Annotated in this window: 14 protein-coding genes; 5 read left to right on the top strand and 9 right to left on the bottom strand. The window is 57.7% G+C overall.

Annotated features, from left to right (window positions below):
- Nucleotides 1-155 precede the first annotated feature (155 nt).
- From J1G34_RS07595 to mnmG, 4 genes are read right to left on the bottom strand one after another with little or no spacing between them, the layout of a single operon-like run.
- Nucleotides 156-1,028: a ParB/RepB/Spo0J family partition protein gene (locus J1G34_RS07595; RefSeq protein ID WP_065894359.1), complete on the bottom strand. Its 873-nt coding sequence runs from the start codon at nt 1,026-1,028 to the stop codon at nt 156-158.
- A gap of 9 nt (nt 1,029-1,037) precedes the next feature.
- Nucleotides 1,038-1,835, bottom strand: a complete 798-nt coding sequence (locus tag J1G34_RS07600; protein WP_057725767.1) for a ParA family protein — start codon at nt 1,833-1,835, stop codon at nt 1,038-1,040.
- An 18-nt stretch (nt 1,836-1,853) separates the two neighbouring features.
- Nucleotides 1,854-2,498 carry a 16S rRNA (guanine(527)-N(7))-methyltransferase RsmG gene (gene rsmG, locus J1G34_RS07605; RefSeq protein ID WP_065894363.1) on the bottom strand — a complete coding sequence of 215 codons (645 nt, stop codon included), beginning with the start codon at nt 2,496-2,498 and terminating at the stop codon, nt 1,854-1,856.
- On the bottom strand, nt 2,495-4,387 hold the full coding sequence (gene mnmG / locus J1G34_RS07610) for a tRNA uridine-5-carboxymethylaminomethyl(34) synthesis enzyme MnmG (protein WP_065897870.1): 1,893 nt from the start codon (nt 4,385-4,387) through the stop codon (nt 2,495-2,497). The genes rsmG and mnmG overlap by 4 nt, the downstream gene beginning before the upstream one ends.
- Before the next feature lie 541 nt (nt 4,388-4,928).
- Here mnmG and J1G34_RS07615 point away from each other — a divergent pair.
- The 3 genes from J1G34_RS07615 to J1G34_RS07625 all read left to right on the top strand — a co-directional run bounded on the left by J1G34_RS07615 (nt 4,929) and on the right by J1G34_RS07625 (nt 8,901).
- Nucleotides 4,929-5,435: a sigma-70 family RNA polymerase sigma factor gene (locus J1G34_RS07615; protein ID WP_065886696.1), complete on the top strand. Its 507-nt coding sequence runs from the start codon at nt 4,929-4,931 to the stop codon at nt 5,433-5,435.
- Complete coding sequence (locus J1G34_RS07620; RefSeq protein ID WP_065894364.1) at nt 5,435-6,379, top strand: FecR domain-containing protein; 945 nt, start codon at nt 5,435-5,437, stop codon at nt 6,377-6,379. The genes J1G34_RS07615 and J1G34_RS07620 overlap by 1 nt, the downstream gene beginning before the upstream one ends.
- 89 nt (nt 6,380-6,468) lie before the next feature.
- The gene (locus J1G34_RS07625; protein WP_222993713.1) at nt 6,469-8,901 is read left to right on the top strand and encodes a TonB-dependent siderophore receptor; all 2,433 of its coding nucleotides are present in this window, start codon (nt 6,469-6,471) and stop codon (nt 8,899-8,901) included.
- A gap of 8 nt (nt 8,902-8,909) precedes the next feature.
- On the opposite strand, the gene mnmE is transcribed toward J1G34_RS07625, so the two are convergent.
- From mnmE to rpmH, 5 genes are all read right to left on the bottom strand, one after another.
- Nucleotides 8,910-10,280 carry a tRNA uridine-5-carboxymethylaminomethyl(34) synthesis GTPase MnmE gene (mnmE, locus tag J1G34_RS07630; protein WP_222993715.1) on the bottom strand — a complete coding sequence of 457 codons (1,371 nt, stop codon included), beginning with the start codon at nt 10,278-10,280 and terminating at the stop codon, nt 8,910-8,912.
- Between the two features lie 79 nt (nt 10,281-10,359).
- Nucleotides 10,360-12,042 (bottom strand): membrane protein insertase YidC, encoded by a 1,683-nt coding sequence (yidC, locus tag J1G34_RS07635; RefSeq protein WP_065894368.1) that lies wholly within the window; start codon nt 12,040-12,042, stop codon nt 10,360-10,362.
- 2 nt (nt 12,043-12,044) lie between these two features.
- On the bottom strand, nt 12,045-12,290 hold the full coding sequence (gene yidD, locus J1G34_RS07640; RefSeq protein ID WP_003233592.1) for a membrane protein insertion efficiency factor YidD: 246 nt from the start codon (nt 12,288-12,290) through the stop codon (nt 12,045-12,047).
- Nucleotides 12,283-12,690 (bottom strand): ribonuclease P protein component, encoded by a 408-nt coding sequence (gene rnpA / locus J1G34_RS07645; RefSeq protein WP_020302575.1) that lies wholly within the window; start codon nt 12,688-12,690, stop codon nt 12,283-12,285. Before rnpA ends, yidD begins: the two co-directional genes overlap by 8 nt.
- Before the next feature lie 13 nt (nt 12,691-12,703).
- Nucleotides 12,704-12,838 carry a 50S ribosomal protein L34 gene (gene rpmH, locus J1G34_RS07650; protein ID WP_003213577.1) on the bottom strand — a complete coding sequence of 45 codons (135 nt, stop codon included), beginning with the start codon at nt 12,836-12,838 and terminating at the stop codon, nt 12,704-12,706.
- 585 nt (nt 12,839-13,423) lie between these two features.
- Here rpmH and dnaA point away from each other — a divergent pair.
- Nucleotides 13,424-14,929, top strand: coding sequence for a chromosomal replication initiator protein DnaA (gene dnaA, locus J1G34_RS07655; RefSeq protein ID WP_065886701.1), 1,506 nt, complete (start codon nt 13,424-13,426; stop codon nt 14,927-14,929).
- 38 nt (nt 14,930-14,967) lie between these two features.
- Nucleotides 14,968-16,071 carry a DNA polymerase III subunit beta gene (dnaN, locus tag J1G34_RS07660; RefSeq protein WP_065886702.1) on the top strand — a complete coding sequence of 368 codons (1,104 nt, stop codon included), beginning with the start codon at nt 14,968-14,970 and terminating at the stop codon, nt 16,069-16,071.
- Nucleotides 16,072-16,089: the final 18 nt, after the last annotated feature.

Raw genomic sequence — 16,089 nt, forward strand, 5'->3', positions numbered from 1 at the left:
TTGCTCCTCAATGGTCGGCTGCCGGAAATCAATAACTTGGCATACTTTGTGCCGACAAAATGCGCGCAGAGTATAGGGGCGGTTCAGCCCCTATTCAACTGCCGGGTAGTGATTTCCGATCACACGCTACATGAGCAAATGTTTCAGCGAATGTTTCAACGGATGTGGGAAAGGACGCCTTGAAGCTCATCGAGAGAGTTATATCCGATGACCAATTGCCCTTTGCCTTTCTTGCCGTGGCGAATTTGTACCGCAGAGCCTAGGCGCTCGGCCAGGCGCTGCTCAAGGCGCGCGATGTCCGGATCAGTTTTGACGGTTTCGACCGGTGCAGGTTTGCCGCTCAACCATTGACGAACCAGGGCTTCGGTCTGACGAACGGTAAGCCCGCGTGCGACAACGTGTCGCGCCCCTTCAACCTGTTGATTTTCCGGCAAACCGAGCAAAGCACGGGCGTGACCCATTTCCAGATCGCCGTGGGACAACATGGTCTTGATGACTTCCGGCAACGCGATCAGGCGCAGCAGGTTGGACACGGTCACGCGGGATTTGCCCACCGCCTCGGCCACTTGTTGCTGGGTCAGCTGGAACTCCTGCTGCAGACGTTGCAACGCGATCGCTTCTTCGATCGGATTGAGGTCTTCGCGCTGGATGTTTTCGATCAGCGCCATGGCGATGGCGGTTTCATCCGGCACGTCGCGCACCATCGCCGGGATGGTGTCCTTGCCCGCCTGCTGGCTGGCGCGCCAGCGGCGTTCGCCGGCGATGATTTCAAAGCGGCCGCCGCCAATGGGGCGCACCACGATCGGTTGCATCACCCCTTGGGCCTTGATCGAGTTGGCCAGCTCTTCCAGTGCCTGCGGGTCCATGTCCCGGCGCGGCTGGTATTTACCGCGCTGGATCAGGTCCAGCGGCAGGTGCTGCAGCTCACGCTCGTCGGCCTGCACCGCTTGCTCTTCCAGCGAAGTGACGGTCGGACCACTCAGGAGTGCATCCAGTCCACGTCCGAGACCTCGTTTTTTGACGGCCATGGGGATTCCTTAAGTTGGCTGGGCTGCAGCGGTGCGTGAATTGCGACGTTGGCGACGCACCATCTCACCGGCCAGCGCCAGGTAGGCAATGGCGCCACGGGATGATTTGTCGTAGGCCAGCGCCGGCATGCCATAGCTTGGCGCTTCGGCCAGGCGGATGTTGCGTGGAATCACCGTGTCGTAGAGCTGGTCGCCGAAATGCTCCTTGAGCTGCGCCGACACATCGTTCATCAGGCTCAGGCGCGGGTCGTACATGGTCCGCAGCAGGCCTTCGACTTTCAGGTTCGGGTTGAGCAATTCGGCGATACGCTTGATGTTATCCACAAGGTCGCTCAAGCCTTCGAGCGCAAAGTACTCGCACTGCATGGGGATAATCACCCCGTCGGCGGCCACCAGGGCGTTGAGCGTGAGCATCGACAGCGACGGCGGGCAGTCGATCAGGATGTAGTCGTAATTCTCGCGGATGGGCGCCAGGGCGCTGCGCAGACGGCTTTCCTTCATCTGCATTTCCAGCAGCACCACTTCCGCCGCCGTCAGGTCGCGGTTGGCCGGCAGCAGTTGATAACCGCCGTGCTCGGAGTAGTGCATGGCCTGACCCAGGTCGCACTCGCCAATCAGCAAGTCGTAGACCGAGTTTTCCAGGCCGTGTTTATCCACACCGCTACCCATGGTGGCGTTGCCCTGTGGATCGAGATCGATCAACAGCACCCGGCGCTTGGTCGCGACCAGGGATGCTGCGAGGTTGATGCAGGTGGTGGTCTTACCCACGCCACCTTTCTGGTTCGCTATCGCGAATACCTTAGCCATTCTTGCTTGTGTTCCCAATCATGCCGTGCGGCGCAGTATCAGCAGATGGCGTTGGCCTTGGCAACCGGGTACGGCCAAGGCGTGTTCGCTATCGAGGTGGAAGTCCGCCGGCAATGCTAACAGCTCGTCGCTTGGATGGACGCCCTTCATTGCCAGCCAGCGGGTGTCGTGGTCGCCCAGGTGGCGAGTCCAGTTGCTGAAGTTCTCCATGCTGCTGAACGCCCGGGAAACAATTCCGTTGAAGGGCTGTTCAGGCGTAAAGGCTTCGACGCGGCTGTGGACAACGTGCAGGTTGTCCAGCTTGAGTTCGAGTTTGACCTGGGTCAGGAAGCGGGTCTTCTTGCCGTTGCTGTCCAGACAGGTCACTTGCGACTCGGGAAACAGGATGGCCAGCGGAATGCCAGGCATGCCGCCGCCGCTGCCGACGTCCAGCCAGCGACCGTTTTCGATAAACGGCATCACGCTCAAGCTGTCGAGCAGATGGCGCGAGACCATTTCGTCCGGATCACGCACTGCGGTCAGGTTGTAAGCCTTGTTCCATTTGATCAACAGGGCCAGGTAGCCCATCAGCAAGGCGTGCTGGGCTTCGGTCAGGTCGACGCCCAACTGGCGCGCACCTGTGGATAACTCTTCGGCGTGTTGCGAGGTGACCAACGAACTCAAGCGCTTTGCTCCAACTGACGGCCCGCGCCGCGTTTTTTCAAATGAATCATCAACAGCGAAATCGCTGCCGGGGTAACGCCGGGGATACGTGAAGCCTGGCCGAGGGTTTCCGGCCGAGTTATCCCCAGCTTGCTTTGAATTTCCTTCGACAGCCCGGAAATGCCGGTGTAGTCGATATCCACAGGCAGCTTGGTGTTTTCACTGGCGCGCAGGCGAGCGATCTCGTCCTGCTGGCGATCAATGTAACCGGCGTATTTGGTCTTGATTTCCACCTGTTCGGCGACCTGTGGATCTTCTGCGCCGCCGCCGGTCACTTCGACCAGGCCGGCGTAATCGATCTCCGGACGCGATAGCAGGTTGAGCAAGTTGTATTCGTGCGTCAGCGGCGTGCCGAATTTTTCGGCGATCGCATCACCCTGTTCAGTACCCGGACGAACCCAGGTGCTCTTCAAGCGCTGCTCTTCGAGAGTAATGCTCTCGCGTTTTTTGCAGAAGGCCGCCCAGCGCGCGTCATCGACCAAACCCAGCTCGCGACCTTTTTCGGTCAAGCGCAGATCGGCGTTGTCTTCGCGCAGGATCAGGCGATATTCGGCCCTGGACGTGAACATCCGGTACGGTTCCTGGGTGCCCAGGGTAATCAGGTCGTCGACCAACACGCCGATATACGCTTCATCGCGACGCGGGCACCAGCTGTCTTTGCCCTGTGCTCGCAGTGCAGCGTTGGTACCGGCCAGCAAACCCTGGGCGCCGGCTTCTTCGTAACCGGTGGTGCCATTGATTTGCCCGGCGAAAAACAAACCACCGATCACCTTGGTTTCCAGGCTGTATTTCAGGTCACGCGGATCGAAATAGTCGTACTCGATGGCGTAGCCAGGGCGAACGATGTGGGCGTTTTCCATGCCGCGAATCGACTGCACGATCTGGATTTGCACGTCGAACGGCAGGGAAGTGGAAATCCCGTTCGGGTACAGCTCGTGAGTCGTCAAGCCTTCGGGCTCGATAAACACCTGGTGGCTTTCCTTGTCGGCAAAGCGATGGATCTTGTCTTCAATCGACGGGCAGTAACGCGGGCCGATGCCTTCGATCACCCCGGAATACATCGGCGAACGGTCGAGGTTCGCAGCAATGATTTCGTGGGTACGCGCATTGGTATGGGTAATCCAGCAGCTGACCTGTTTGGGGTGCTGCTCCTTGGAACCCATGAAAGACATGACCGGGATCGGCGTATCGCCGGCCTGTTCGGTCATCACCGAAAAATCCACGGAACGTCCGTCGATACGCGGCGGAGTGCCGGTTTTCAAGCGGCCCACGCGCAGCGGCAATTCACGCAGACGGTGTGCCAGGGCAATCGACGGCGGATCACCGGCGCGACCACCGGAATAGTTCTGCATGCCGATGTGGATAAGTCCGCCAAGGAAGGTCCCGGTGGTCAACACCACGGATTCTGCGAAGAAGCGCAGGCCCATTTGCGTGACAACCCCGCGTACCTGGTCCTGCTCGACGATTAGGTCGTCTGCGGCCTGTTGAAATATCCACAGGTTCGGCTGGTTTTCCAGGGTTTCACGTACCGCGGCCTTGTACAAAATACGGTCGGCTTGTGCACGAGTGGCACGTACGGCCGGGCCTTTGCGGCTGTTGAGCACGCGAAATTGAATACCACCTTTGTCGGTTGCCATGGCCATTACGCCGCCAAGGGCATCGATTTCCTTGACCAGATGGCTTTTGCCGATGCCACCAATGGCAGGGTTGCAACTCATGGCGCCGAGGGTTTCCACGTTGTGCGTCAGCAACAGGGTTTTTACGCCCATGCGTGCTGACGCCAGTGCTGCCTCGGTACCGGCATGACCGCCGCCGATGACGATCACTTCAAAACGGGAAGGGAAATCCACCACGCACCTCGTGCCTGCTTATGTAGGTAATCAGGAATTGTTGGTTGAAAGAGTTTTGCAGCTTATGGCGGCAAGTATAGGGACTTCGCCCTGCCTAAAGAACCCTTTGCACAAAATTTAACCAGCTGTGGATGGATCACGGACAATAGAAATTAAAAGAGAGAAATTTATTAAATCTTTGTTTTTATGTTTATTTCTACTGAGCATCTTTTCTGTGGATAGATTTCTACAGGCCTTTATCTACGTCGTGTACAGGGATTCAAAAGTCTGTGGTCATGTGCCAATGAGGGGCTTGGATAAGTGCTTTAAGCCTGTGGATTAAACAGGTGGTTATCCACAGGCGGATTTTTACTCAGGTTTCAAGCGTGGTTATCAACCGGGCACAAGGGCGGTTATTCACAGGGCTTAATCCACAGAAACGGCTGATTCAATGTCGACCAGCATAGGGATTCAACGCGGATTCGCGGTCAAGACGGCTATTGTGGGAACACACGAGGGCAGTTAATAATAGCGATTATCATTAACCTACCTCGTCGCGCCTATGTCCCCTCCTTCACACACGGCAGCTGTGCAGCGCATCTATGAGCAACACCATTCGTGGTTACACGGGTGGCTCAAAGGCAAATTGCATAACGCCTGCGATGCAGCCGACGTGGCCCACGATACGTTCGTGCGTATCCTGGGTGGACGCGACGCCGTGCAGATCCTTGAGCCACGGGATTATCTGGCGACCATTGCAAGGGGCCTGGTGATTGATCGCTATCGCCGGCACGCCATTGAGCAGGCTTATAAGCAAACCCTGGCCGAGCGTCCTGAAGCCACCGCCATCAGTGAAGAAGACAAGGCAATCATTATCGAAACCCTGGTGGCTGTGGATAAGGCACTGTGCAGCTTGGGCGAACGTGCTCGACGGATCTTCATGCTGTCGCAGATCGAGGGGCTGACTTATCAACAGATCGCCGATCAACTGCGGGTGTCATTGACCACTGTGAAGAAACATATGGTCCGTGCCCTGACCGAGTGTTCACTGATCATGGCCAGTCTCTGATGCCCGCCCCTGATCGCAAGACATTCGAGACGGCCGCCAGTTGGTATGTGCAGTTCCAGGCGCAATCGCCGACGCCGGCTGATCGGCTGGCCTGGCAACAATGGCTCAATGGCGACCCTTCCCATCAGGCGGCCTGGAACCAGTTGGAGCAGTTGCAGCGCAGCCTTGGCGCCCTGCCCCAGGACTTCACACGCCGCGCATTGACCAGCACGCAGAAGCGCCGCCAGGTGCTCAAGTGGATGCTGGTACTGGGCGGCAGCGGGTATTTGGGTTGGAACATTCAACAACACACGTCCGTGGGTAACGTATGGGCCGACTACCGCACGCCTGTGGGTAAACATCGAAGGGTCGAACTGGCCGACGGCACTCAGGTTGATCTCAACACCAGCACAGCCATTGATGTGATGTTCGACTCACGCCAACGCTTGATTCGCCTGCGTGAAGGTGAAGTACTTATCCACAGTGGCAAACGTGGCGCCAACACGCCCTTGTATGTGGAGACTCGCCACGGGCGGGTTCAGGCACTGGGCACTCGGTTTACTGTCCGCCAATTGCCGGATTTCACCCGGGTCGGTGTGCTGGAAGATCGGGTCAATTTGTCCCCGGGCGATCAACCCGACCACAACCAGACCCTCGGAGCTGGGGAAAGCGCTGATTTTGATCGACACACGATTAGCCTCCCCCAGCGATATGGCGTGGCGCAAGCCGCCTGGGCGGACGGTCAATTGATCGTGCTCGATGCCAGACTCGGCGATGTCATCGATGAGTTGGCGCGCTATCGGCCGGGCGTGCTGAACTGTGATCCGGCTTCGGCTCAACTGCGCGTTTCCGGCGCGTTCCGCCTGGACTCAACCGACGCGGTACTGGCCAACCTGCAAGCGACCCTGCCGATCCGGGTGAAGTACTTCACGCGCTACTGGGTGTCGGTTAACCGGATCGGTTGATAAAAAATAATCCTCAGGGGGGTTATCTTTTTTTTATCACGCACGGCCCTTCAGGTAATCACGACGCTACCTTCAGGGCTTACCCATCTATGCGCCTTTCCATCCCGCTCCGTCAGCGACTTTCCTGCCATGCCATCACCTACGGCCTGCTGCTTGCCAGCACCGGCGGTACGTTGTTATCCACAGGGGTCATGGCCGCCAGCACCACCCAGCACTACGTCATCGCAGCCGGTCCCCTGGACAGTGCGTTAAGCCAGTTTGCCGCCCGGGCCAATGTGATCCTGTCCTTCTCGCCACAACAGACTTCACGGCTGACCACTTCCGGACTCAATGGTGATTATTCGGTGGATCAAGGTTTCGCCCTGCTGCTGCAGAATTCCGGGTTGCAAGCCGTCGCCCAGGCTCCCGGCAGCTATGGATTGCACACAGTCCCTACGGGCCAGCTCACGCTCGCACCCACCACCGTCAGTGCTTATCAACCGGATGGCTTCAATCAGGATATAGCGGGGGATGTGGGCTACAAGGCCCAGAACAGCCGGGTCGGCACCAAAACCAGTACGCCTCTGTCGCAGACACCCCGTTCGGTATCGGTGGTGACCGGGCAACGTATCAAGGATCAGAAATCGCAGACACTGACCGAAGTGCTGGGTTACGTACCCGGCATCTTCGCGCCGCCTTTTGCTGCGGGCGACGGGCTGGCGGGCGATCTCTTTTTCATTCGAGGCTTCAACGCCACGGACTACGGTTACGGCCTGTTGAGAGACGGACTACGTGTGCAAGGTAATCGGTACGACACCACCAGCGAGCCGTATGGTCTGGAGCGGGTCGAAGTGTTTCGCGGTCCTTCTTCGCTGCTCTACGGTGAGAACGCACCGGGCGGCTTGGTCAACCTGGTGAGCAAACATCCGACCGCCAACCCGCGCGGCGAGGTGCAATTGGGGTATGGCTCAAACAACCGACGCCAACTGGGTGTGGATATCTCCGGTCCGCTCAATGACAGCGACAATGTTCTCGGCCGCCTGGTAATGCTGGGCCGCAAATCCGACACGCAGACCGACCATGTACCGGATGATCGTGTTTACATCGCCCCTTCCCTGACCCTGAATTTCGACGACTACAACACCCTGACCCTCCTGGCCAACTACCAGAAGGACCACACCAACCTGGAACTCGGCCTGCCAGCTGCAGGCACTTTGCTTACTAATCCCAACGGTAAACTGTCCAAGCACACCATGCTCGGCGACCCGGATTGGAATACCTTTGAGCGCGAAGCCTGGAGCACCGGTTACGAGTTCAGCCACAGCTTCAACGACGACTGGCAGTTCCGTCAGAATTCCCGGTACATGCAGTCACGCATCAACCGCCATGAAACCTGGCCGAGCGCACTGAATAATCGGGGCTTCGGTACTCAGCTGAACATGACCGCCTACGATCGCTACAACAAATCCATGGTTTATTCCCTGGATAACCAGCTCGAGGGCAAATTCGATATCGGCGCATTGGAAAACACCGTGTTGTTAGGCGCCAGTTACGACCGCACCTCGTTCAACCAGGATTGGGACGCCGGTTTCGCCGGTACCATCAATGTGTATAACCCGGTGTACCTGCGCGAACCGCTCACGCCGATCGCGGTGCAAAACACCTTGCTCGAGCAACAGATGAAAGGCGCATACGCTCAGATCCAGAGCAAGTATGATCACTGGCTGTTCCTGCTCGGGGGGCGGCAGGATTGGGTCGACAGCGATTTCCGCGACAAGGTCAACAAGGCCAGCAACACCGGCAGTCAAGACCGCAAGTTCACCTACCAAGGTGGCGTGATGTACCAGTTCGACAACGGCCTCACGCCGTATGTCAGCTATTCCACGGCATTCGTTCCGGTCCAGCAGATTTCCAATGCCGGCGCCCCGTTGAAACCCATCACCAGCAGCCAATATGAAGCGGGTGTGAAGTACGAGCCGATCGGCTGGGACACGGCGATGACGCTGTCGGTGTACGACTTGCGCAAACAGGACGACACCTACCTGGATGCCACCACCAACAGCTATCGTCAGGTGGGTGAGAGCCGCGCCAAGGGCGCCGAAGTTGAAATCAACAGCAACCTTACGCCCAACCTGAACGTAACGGCGGCTTATACCTACACTGACGCGCGGATTACCAAGGATTCCGCCACCTCCCTGGTCGAAGGGCGCCAGATGACCGGCGTTCCTCGCAATCAGGCTTCGGTATGGAGCAAATACCGTTTCCTGGAGGGTCAGCTCAAGGGCCTGTCCGTGGGGGGAGGTGTGCGTTATTTCGACAGCACTTTTTCCTACACGGCACCGACGCTCTACGGGAAGCTGGATGCAGGCAGTGTCACGTTGGTGGATGCCGTGGTGGGGTATCAGATCGACCCGCACTGGTCAGTGGACCTGAACGCGAAGAACCTGTTCGACAAGGAGTATGTGTCCGGTTGCAACGATGCGGGGCGCTGCTATTGGGGTGACAGCCGCACCCTGTTGGGTACGGTGTCCTATAACTGGTAAAGACCTGGCTATTTGCCGATACAGAAACTGGAAAAGATTCGGCCAAGCAAGTCATCGGAGCTGAATGCGCCGGTAATCTCACCTAGCAGCTGCTGCGCCTGACGCAAATCCTCAGCCAGCAGCTCTCCGGCGCCCGCCAGGGTCAGCTGTGCTCGCCCGTGCTCCAACGCCGCACTGGCATGGCGAAGCGCCTCCAGATGCCTGCGGCGTGCACTGAAGCTGCTTTCCGAGGTCTGCTCGTAGCCCATGCAGGCCTTGAGGTGGTCACGTAGCAACTCCAGGCCCTCACCCGCGGATTTGGCACTCAGGCTGATAGTCACATGGCCATCCTCGCTGGTTTGCATCGCGATGGTTTCACCCGTCAGGTCGGCCTTGTTCCGGATCAGGGTCACTTTGGCTGGGTCTGGCCGTTGCTCGAGGAATTCCGGCCACAACGCAAAAGGATCCACCGCCTCAGGGGCGGTGGCGTCCACCACCAACAACACACGGTCGGCTTCGCCAATGGCTTTGAGCGCGCGTTCCACGCCAATCTTCTCCACCTGGTCGTCGGTGTCGCGCAACCCTGCCGTATCGACCACGTGCAACGGCATGCCATCAATGTGGATATGTTCGCGCAGGATGTCGCGAGTGGTACCGGCAATTTCGGTAACGATGGCTGCTTCGCGTCCCGCCAATGCATTGAGCAGGCTGGACTTGCCGGCATTGGGTCGCCCCGCAATCACCACGGTCATGCCGTCACGCAGCAATGCACCCTGCCCGGCTTCGCGCAACACTGTGGATAACTCATCACGGACCTTGTCCAGCATTGCCAGAACGTGGCCATCGGCGAGGAAATCAATTTCCTCCTCAGGAAAATCAATGGCCGCCTCGACATAGATACGCAGGCTGATCAGCTGCTCGGTCAAGTTATGCACACGCAGGGAAAACGCCCCCTGCAACGAACGCAATGCGTTGCGTGCAGCCTGTGCAGAACTGGCTTCGATCAGGTCGGCGATCGCCTCGGCCTGAGCCAGGTCGAGTTTGTCGTTGAGGAATGCGCGCTCGCTGAACTCACCCGGACGGGCCAGGCGGCAGCCCAATTGCAGACAACGCTGCAGCAACATGTCCAGGACAACCGGACCACCATGGCCCTGCAGTTCCAGTACATCTTCACCCGTGAAGGAGTTTGGCCCCCGGAAGTAGAGCGCCAGGCCTTCGTCCAGCACACTTGCGTCGCCATCCAGAAACGGACCGTAATGGGCGAACCGCGGCTTCAACTCCCGTCCGCTGATCGCCTTGGCGGCCGCGCTGGCGAGCGGCCCGGAAATTCGAACGATACCGACGCCGCCGCGACCTTGAGCGGTTGCTACAGCAGCGATGGTTTCACGGGGAGCGCTCATCAGCAGGTTCCAGAAGTAAAGTGTCGGAAAGCAAAACGCCCCACTAGGGGGCGTCTTGAGTGGTTATCCACAGAGTAAATTACGCCTCGGCTTTTTTGGTAGCCGCTTCGATTTTACGTGTGATGTACCACTGTTGGGAGATCGACAACACGTTGTTGACTACCCAGTACAGTACCAGGCCCGCTGGGAACCACAGGAAGAAGAAGGTGAAGATGATTGGCATCATTTTCATTACCTTGGCCTGCATCGGGTCCGGCGGAGTCGGGTTCAGACGCTGCTGGATAAACATGGTTGCGCCCATGATGATCGGCAGGATAAAGAACGGGTCCTTGATCGACAGGTCGGTTATCCACAGCATGAACGGTGCCTGGCGCATTTCCACGCTTTCCAGGAGTACCCAGTACAGCGACAGGAATACCGGCATCTGTACCAGAATCGGCAAGCATCCACCCAGCGGGTTGATCTTCTCTTTCTTGTACAGCTCCATCATGGCCTGCGACATTTTCTGCCGGTCGTCACCATGTTGCTCTTTCAGCGCAGCCAGTTTCGGCGCCACGGCACGCATGCGCGCCATCGACTTGTAGCTGGCGGCCGACAGCGGGAAGAAGATCCCCTTGATCAGCATGGTCAGGAAGATGATCGACCAGCCCCAGTTACCGACGATGCTGTGGATATGTTGCAGCAGCCAGAAGATCGGCTGGGCAATGAACCACAGGAAGCCGTAATCCACAGTCAGTTCCAGGCCTGGGGACAACTCTTTCAGTACCGCCTGGCTTTTCGGGCCGGCATACAGGGTGGCGCTGGTTTCAGCCTTGGCACCTGGTGCGACGGTCAACGCCGGGCCAGTAAAACCAATGATGTAGTTGCCCTGGCTGTCCTTGCGGGTTTGCACCAGGTTCGCTTCACCCTTGTTCGGGATCCACGCGGTCACGAAGTAGTGCTGCAGCCACGCTACCCAGCCACCTTGAACGGTTTCTTTCAGCGCGCCCTTGTCGATGTCTTTCATCGACACTTTTTTGTACGGCTCGTTACTTGTCCACAGGGCGGCGCCCAGGTAAGTCGCGGTGCCGGTGGCGGTGCTGGAAGAAGGGTCAGAGCTGGCGTCACGCTTGAGCTGGGCAAACAGGTTGCCGCTCCAGGCCTTGTCGCTGGTGTTGTCGATCAGGTAAGTGACCTTCAAATCGTACAAACCACGGGTGAAGCTGAAACGCTTGATGTAATTGACGCCGTCGAGGCTGAATTTCAGGTCGACGTTCAACTGGTTCTGGCCATCAGCCAGTTGATAACTCTTCTGCTCGGTCGAATAAATCGGACGACCGGTAGCACGAGCGTCCGGACCATTGGTGCCGGTCAGGCCACTTTGCGCCAGATAAGTACGTTCACCGCCGTTATCGAACAGCTGGAACGGAACATCCGGATGGTCTTGGCGACGTGGATAAAGCGGCAGCTTCAGCTGGGCAATATCGCCACCCTGCGGGTCGATCGCCAGGTCGAGCACATCCGTTTTAACGTGGATGAGGTCTTTGTTGGTGACAACTGGCGTTTCCAACGGGGCACTTGTCTCGCCATTCGCGCTGGGAACATCGGCACTCGCGGACGCATTGTTACCCAGCGGGGTGTCCGGAATAGCCGGCGCAGCCTGATTGGTAGCAACATTCTGAGTCGGCAGGGCAGCCTGGCCGTAGTCCTGGTTCCATTTCAGGACCATGACGTAGGACACGATTGCCAGGGCGACGATCAGGATCGTGCGTTTAATATCCATGATTACTCGGCCATCGAAGAAGAACGGGAGGTAGGGATAGGTGGAACCGGGTCATAACCACCGGCATTCCACGGATGACAGCGACCTAAACGACGAAAGGTCAGCCAGCCACCGCGCAGAAGACCATGGTTTTCTATGGCTTCTAACGCGTAGCAGGAACAACTGGGGTAGAAACGACAGTGGCTGGCCATCAGAGGACTAATGGCATAGCGATAAAACTGGATCGGAACGATTGCCAGTTTACGCATCAAGGCTGTCTACCCCTACAGTTTCGGTGCTGACTGCTGGTGCTGGTTTGTGGGTACGCGCCAGACGTTTCCAGAGCTTGCCGAAATGCTGAATCAATTCGGGGTTTTCTACATCCCCCAAGCCTTTGCGCGCGACGATAACAATATCCCACCCAACCAGAGTGTCCTGGTGGAGGCGAAACGATTCGCGCATCAGACGCTTGAGGCGATTGCGCTCAACGGAGAGCTTTACGCTCTTCTTGCCGATCACCAACCCGAGACGGGGGTGATCAAGATCGTTGTTACGCGCAAGGAGCAGGAGATTTTTCCCCGGAACCTTGCCGGTGGGGGAGTCAAAGACTGCCTTGAAGTGCCGGGGGGTTAGCAGACGCTTTTCCCGACTGAAGTCCTGACTCACCACCAGTACCGGATTATCAAACTGCCAGACGCGCACGACCTTTGGCGCGGCGACGCGACAGGACAGCACGGCCGTTCTTGGTAGCCATGCGAGCACGGAAGCCGTGAGTACGGGCGCGTTTGATGGTGCTTGGTTGGAAAGTACGTTTCATGGCGTTGTTACCTGGTTCGTCCACAACGGGCCGGAATGGCCCCCGTTTTAAGAGACCGGCGATTCTAGAGAAAGCAAGCCTCTAGGTCAATTTCCAACCAGCTTTTCCTTCAATTAGATATCTGGAGGCCACCTCGCCCTTTCCATCCGCCTGGCTTCCACGAGGAGTGACATAGATATAAAAATAAAGAAGGAAGTTATTTAAAGCTTTTCTGTAAAGCTTATAAAAGCTAGAGAGGCGTTCTTCTGTGGATAACTACGTTCAGGCCATATTCGACGTGGTGTACAGAGGATGACAACACAGGGGAGAAACGGTGCTCTGCCTGTGCTGCGCTGTCGGATAAGCTGTGGGTGGAATGGGTTGTTATCCACAGGTCAGTTACCCACAGACTTTTGCTCCTACTTGTGCAACGAGCTCAGGTACGGTTATCCACAGAGCTTATTCACAGACCGGCGGTCGCCTTTATTCCAGTTAAGGCGTTGATTTTGGGTGCCCTGTGAGCAACCTTCATGTGGATAAGTGGACGGCTGGCCGCTACAATGGCGGCTGTTTTTGCCTCACCGGCTTTCAACTTAGGGGATATCCGTGTCAGTGGAACTTTGGCAGCAGTGCGTGGAGCTTTTGCGCGATGAGCTGCCTGCCCAGCAATTCAACACCTGGATCCGTCCGCTACAGGTCGAAGCCGAAGGCGACGAGTTGCGTGTCTATGCGCCCAATCGTTTTGTTCTCGACTGGGTCAACGAAAAGTACCTTAGCCGCGTTCTCGAATTGCTCGACGAACATGGCAACGGCATCGCCCCCGTGCTTTCCTTATTAATAGGCAGCAAACGCAGCTCCGCCCCTCGCGCTGCCCCGAATGCGCCATTGGCTGCGGCTGCCTCGCAGTCCCAGGCTGCACCGGTTGCTGCAGCGCCTGCACCGACGCCCGCCAAATCATCTGCGCCTAAAAATGCACCGCAGAACGAAGAGCCGTCCCGTGACAGCTTCGATCCCATGGCCGGAGCCAGTTCTCAACAAGCTCCCGTTCGTGCCGAACAGCGCACCGTGCAGGTGGAGGGCGCGCTCAAGCACACCAGCTACCTGAACCGCACGTTTACCTTCGAGAATTTCGTCGAGGGCAAGTCCAACCAGTTGGCTCGTGCGGCCGCCTGGCAAGTGGCCGACAACCCCAAGCACGGTTACAACCCGCTCTTCCTTTATGGCGGCGTCGGCTTGGGTAAAACGCACTTGATGCACGCTGTGGGTAACCATCTGTTAAAGAAGAACCCGAATGCCAAGGTGGTCTACCTGCATTCGGAGCGCTTCGTGGCTGATATGGTCAAGGCCCTGCAACTCAACGCCATCAACGAGTTCAAGCGTTTCTACCGCTCCGTTGATGCGTTGCTGATCGATGACATTCAGTTCTTCGCGCGCAAGGAACGTTCTCAGGAAGAGTTTTTCCACACGTTCAACGCCCTGCTCGAAGGCGGGCAGCAGGTCATTCTCACCAGTGACCGTTATCCGAAAGAAATCGAAGGCCTCGAGGAGCGCTTGAAGTCGCGCTTCGGCTGGGGTTTGACGGTTGCCGTAGAGCCGCCCGAGCTGGAAACCCGCGTCGCGATCCTGATGAAAAAGGCCGACCAGGCCAAAGTCGACCTGCCCCACGACGCCGCGTTCTTTATTGCCCAACGTATTCGGTCAAACGTGCGTGAACTCGAAGGTGCGCTCAAGCGGGTCATCGCGCACTCCCACTTCATGGGGCGCGACATCACCATCGAGCTGATTCGCGAATCCCTGAAAGACTTGCTGGCGCTGCAGGACAAACTGGTGAGTGTGGATAACATCCAGCGCACCGTTGCCGAGTACTACAAGATCAAGATTTCCGATCTGCTGTCCAAGCGCCGTTCGCGCTCGGTCGCACGCCCGCGCCAGGTGGCCATGGCTCTCTCCAAAGAGTTGACCAACCACAGCCTGCCGGAAATCGGTGATGTGTTTGGTGGTCGCGACCACACCACGGTTTTGCACGCGTGTCGCAAGATCAACGAACTTAAGGAATCCGACGCGGATATTCGCGAGGACTACAAGAACCTGCTGCGTACACTGACTACCTGATGACACCAGCGCAGCTTATTAAGGCAAGGGACTAGACCATGCATTTCACCATTCAACGCGAAGCCCTGTTGAAACCCCTGCAACTGGTCGCAGGCGTCGTCGAGCGCCGACAGACCTTGCCGGTGCTTTCCAACGTACTACTGGTGGTCGAAGGCCAGCAGTTGTCCCTGACCGGTACCGACCTTGAAGTCGAGCTGGTTGGCCGTGTGCAGCTCGAAGAGCCCGCCGAACCTGGCGAGATCACCGTGCCGGCACGCAAGCTGATGGATATCTGCAAGAGCCTGCCGAACGACGCGCTGATCGACATCAAGGTTGATGAATCGAAACTGGTGGTCAAAGCCGGGCGCAGCCGTTTCACCCTGTCCACCTTGCCGGCCAACGATTTCCCGACGGTGGAAGAAGGCCCAGGTTCGCTGACCTGCAGCCTGGAGCAGAGCAAGCTGCGTCGCTTGATCGAGCGCACCAGCTTCGCCATGGCCCAGCAGGACGTGCGCTACTACCTTAATGGCATGCTGCTGGAAGTGTCCGAAGGGATCATCCGCGCGGTCGCCACTGACGGTCACCGCTTGGCGATGTGTTCGATGCGCGCCGATATCGGCCAGCCGGATCGTCACCAGGTCATCGTGCCGCGTAAAGGTATCCTCGAATTGGCGCGTTTGCTGACTGAGCCGGATGGCAACGTCAGCATCGTTCTGGGTCAACACCACATCCGCGCGACCACCGGCGAATTCACCTTCACCTCCAAGCTGGTCGACGGCAAGTTCCCCGACTACGAGCGCGTGTTGCCTAAAGGTGGCGACAAGCTGGTACTTGGCGATCGCCAGGCCTTGCGTGAAGCGTTCAGCCGTACCGCCATTCTGTCTAACGAGAAGTATCGAGGTATTCGTCTGCAACTGGCCAATGGTCAGCTGAAGATCCAGGCGAACAACCCGGAACAGGAAGAGGCGGAAGAAGAAGTCGGCGTCGACTACAACGGCGGCAACCTGGAGATCGGCTTCAACGTGAGCTACCTGCTGGACGTGCTGGGGGTGATGACCACCGAACAGGTTCGCCTGATTCTGTCGGACTCCAATAGCAGCGCACTGGTACAAGAATCCGATAACGACGACTCGGCTTATGTTGTTATGCCGATGCGTCTGTAATCATGCTCAGCAGAAGCT

Origin of the sequence: Pseudomonas sp. Wu6 (genome assembly GCF_019891515.1) — a bacterium.
Taxonomy (GTDB): domain Bacteria; phylum Pseudomonadota; class Gammaproteobacteria; order Pseudomonadales; family Pseudomonadaceae; genus Aquipseudomonas; species Aquipseudomonas orientalis_A.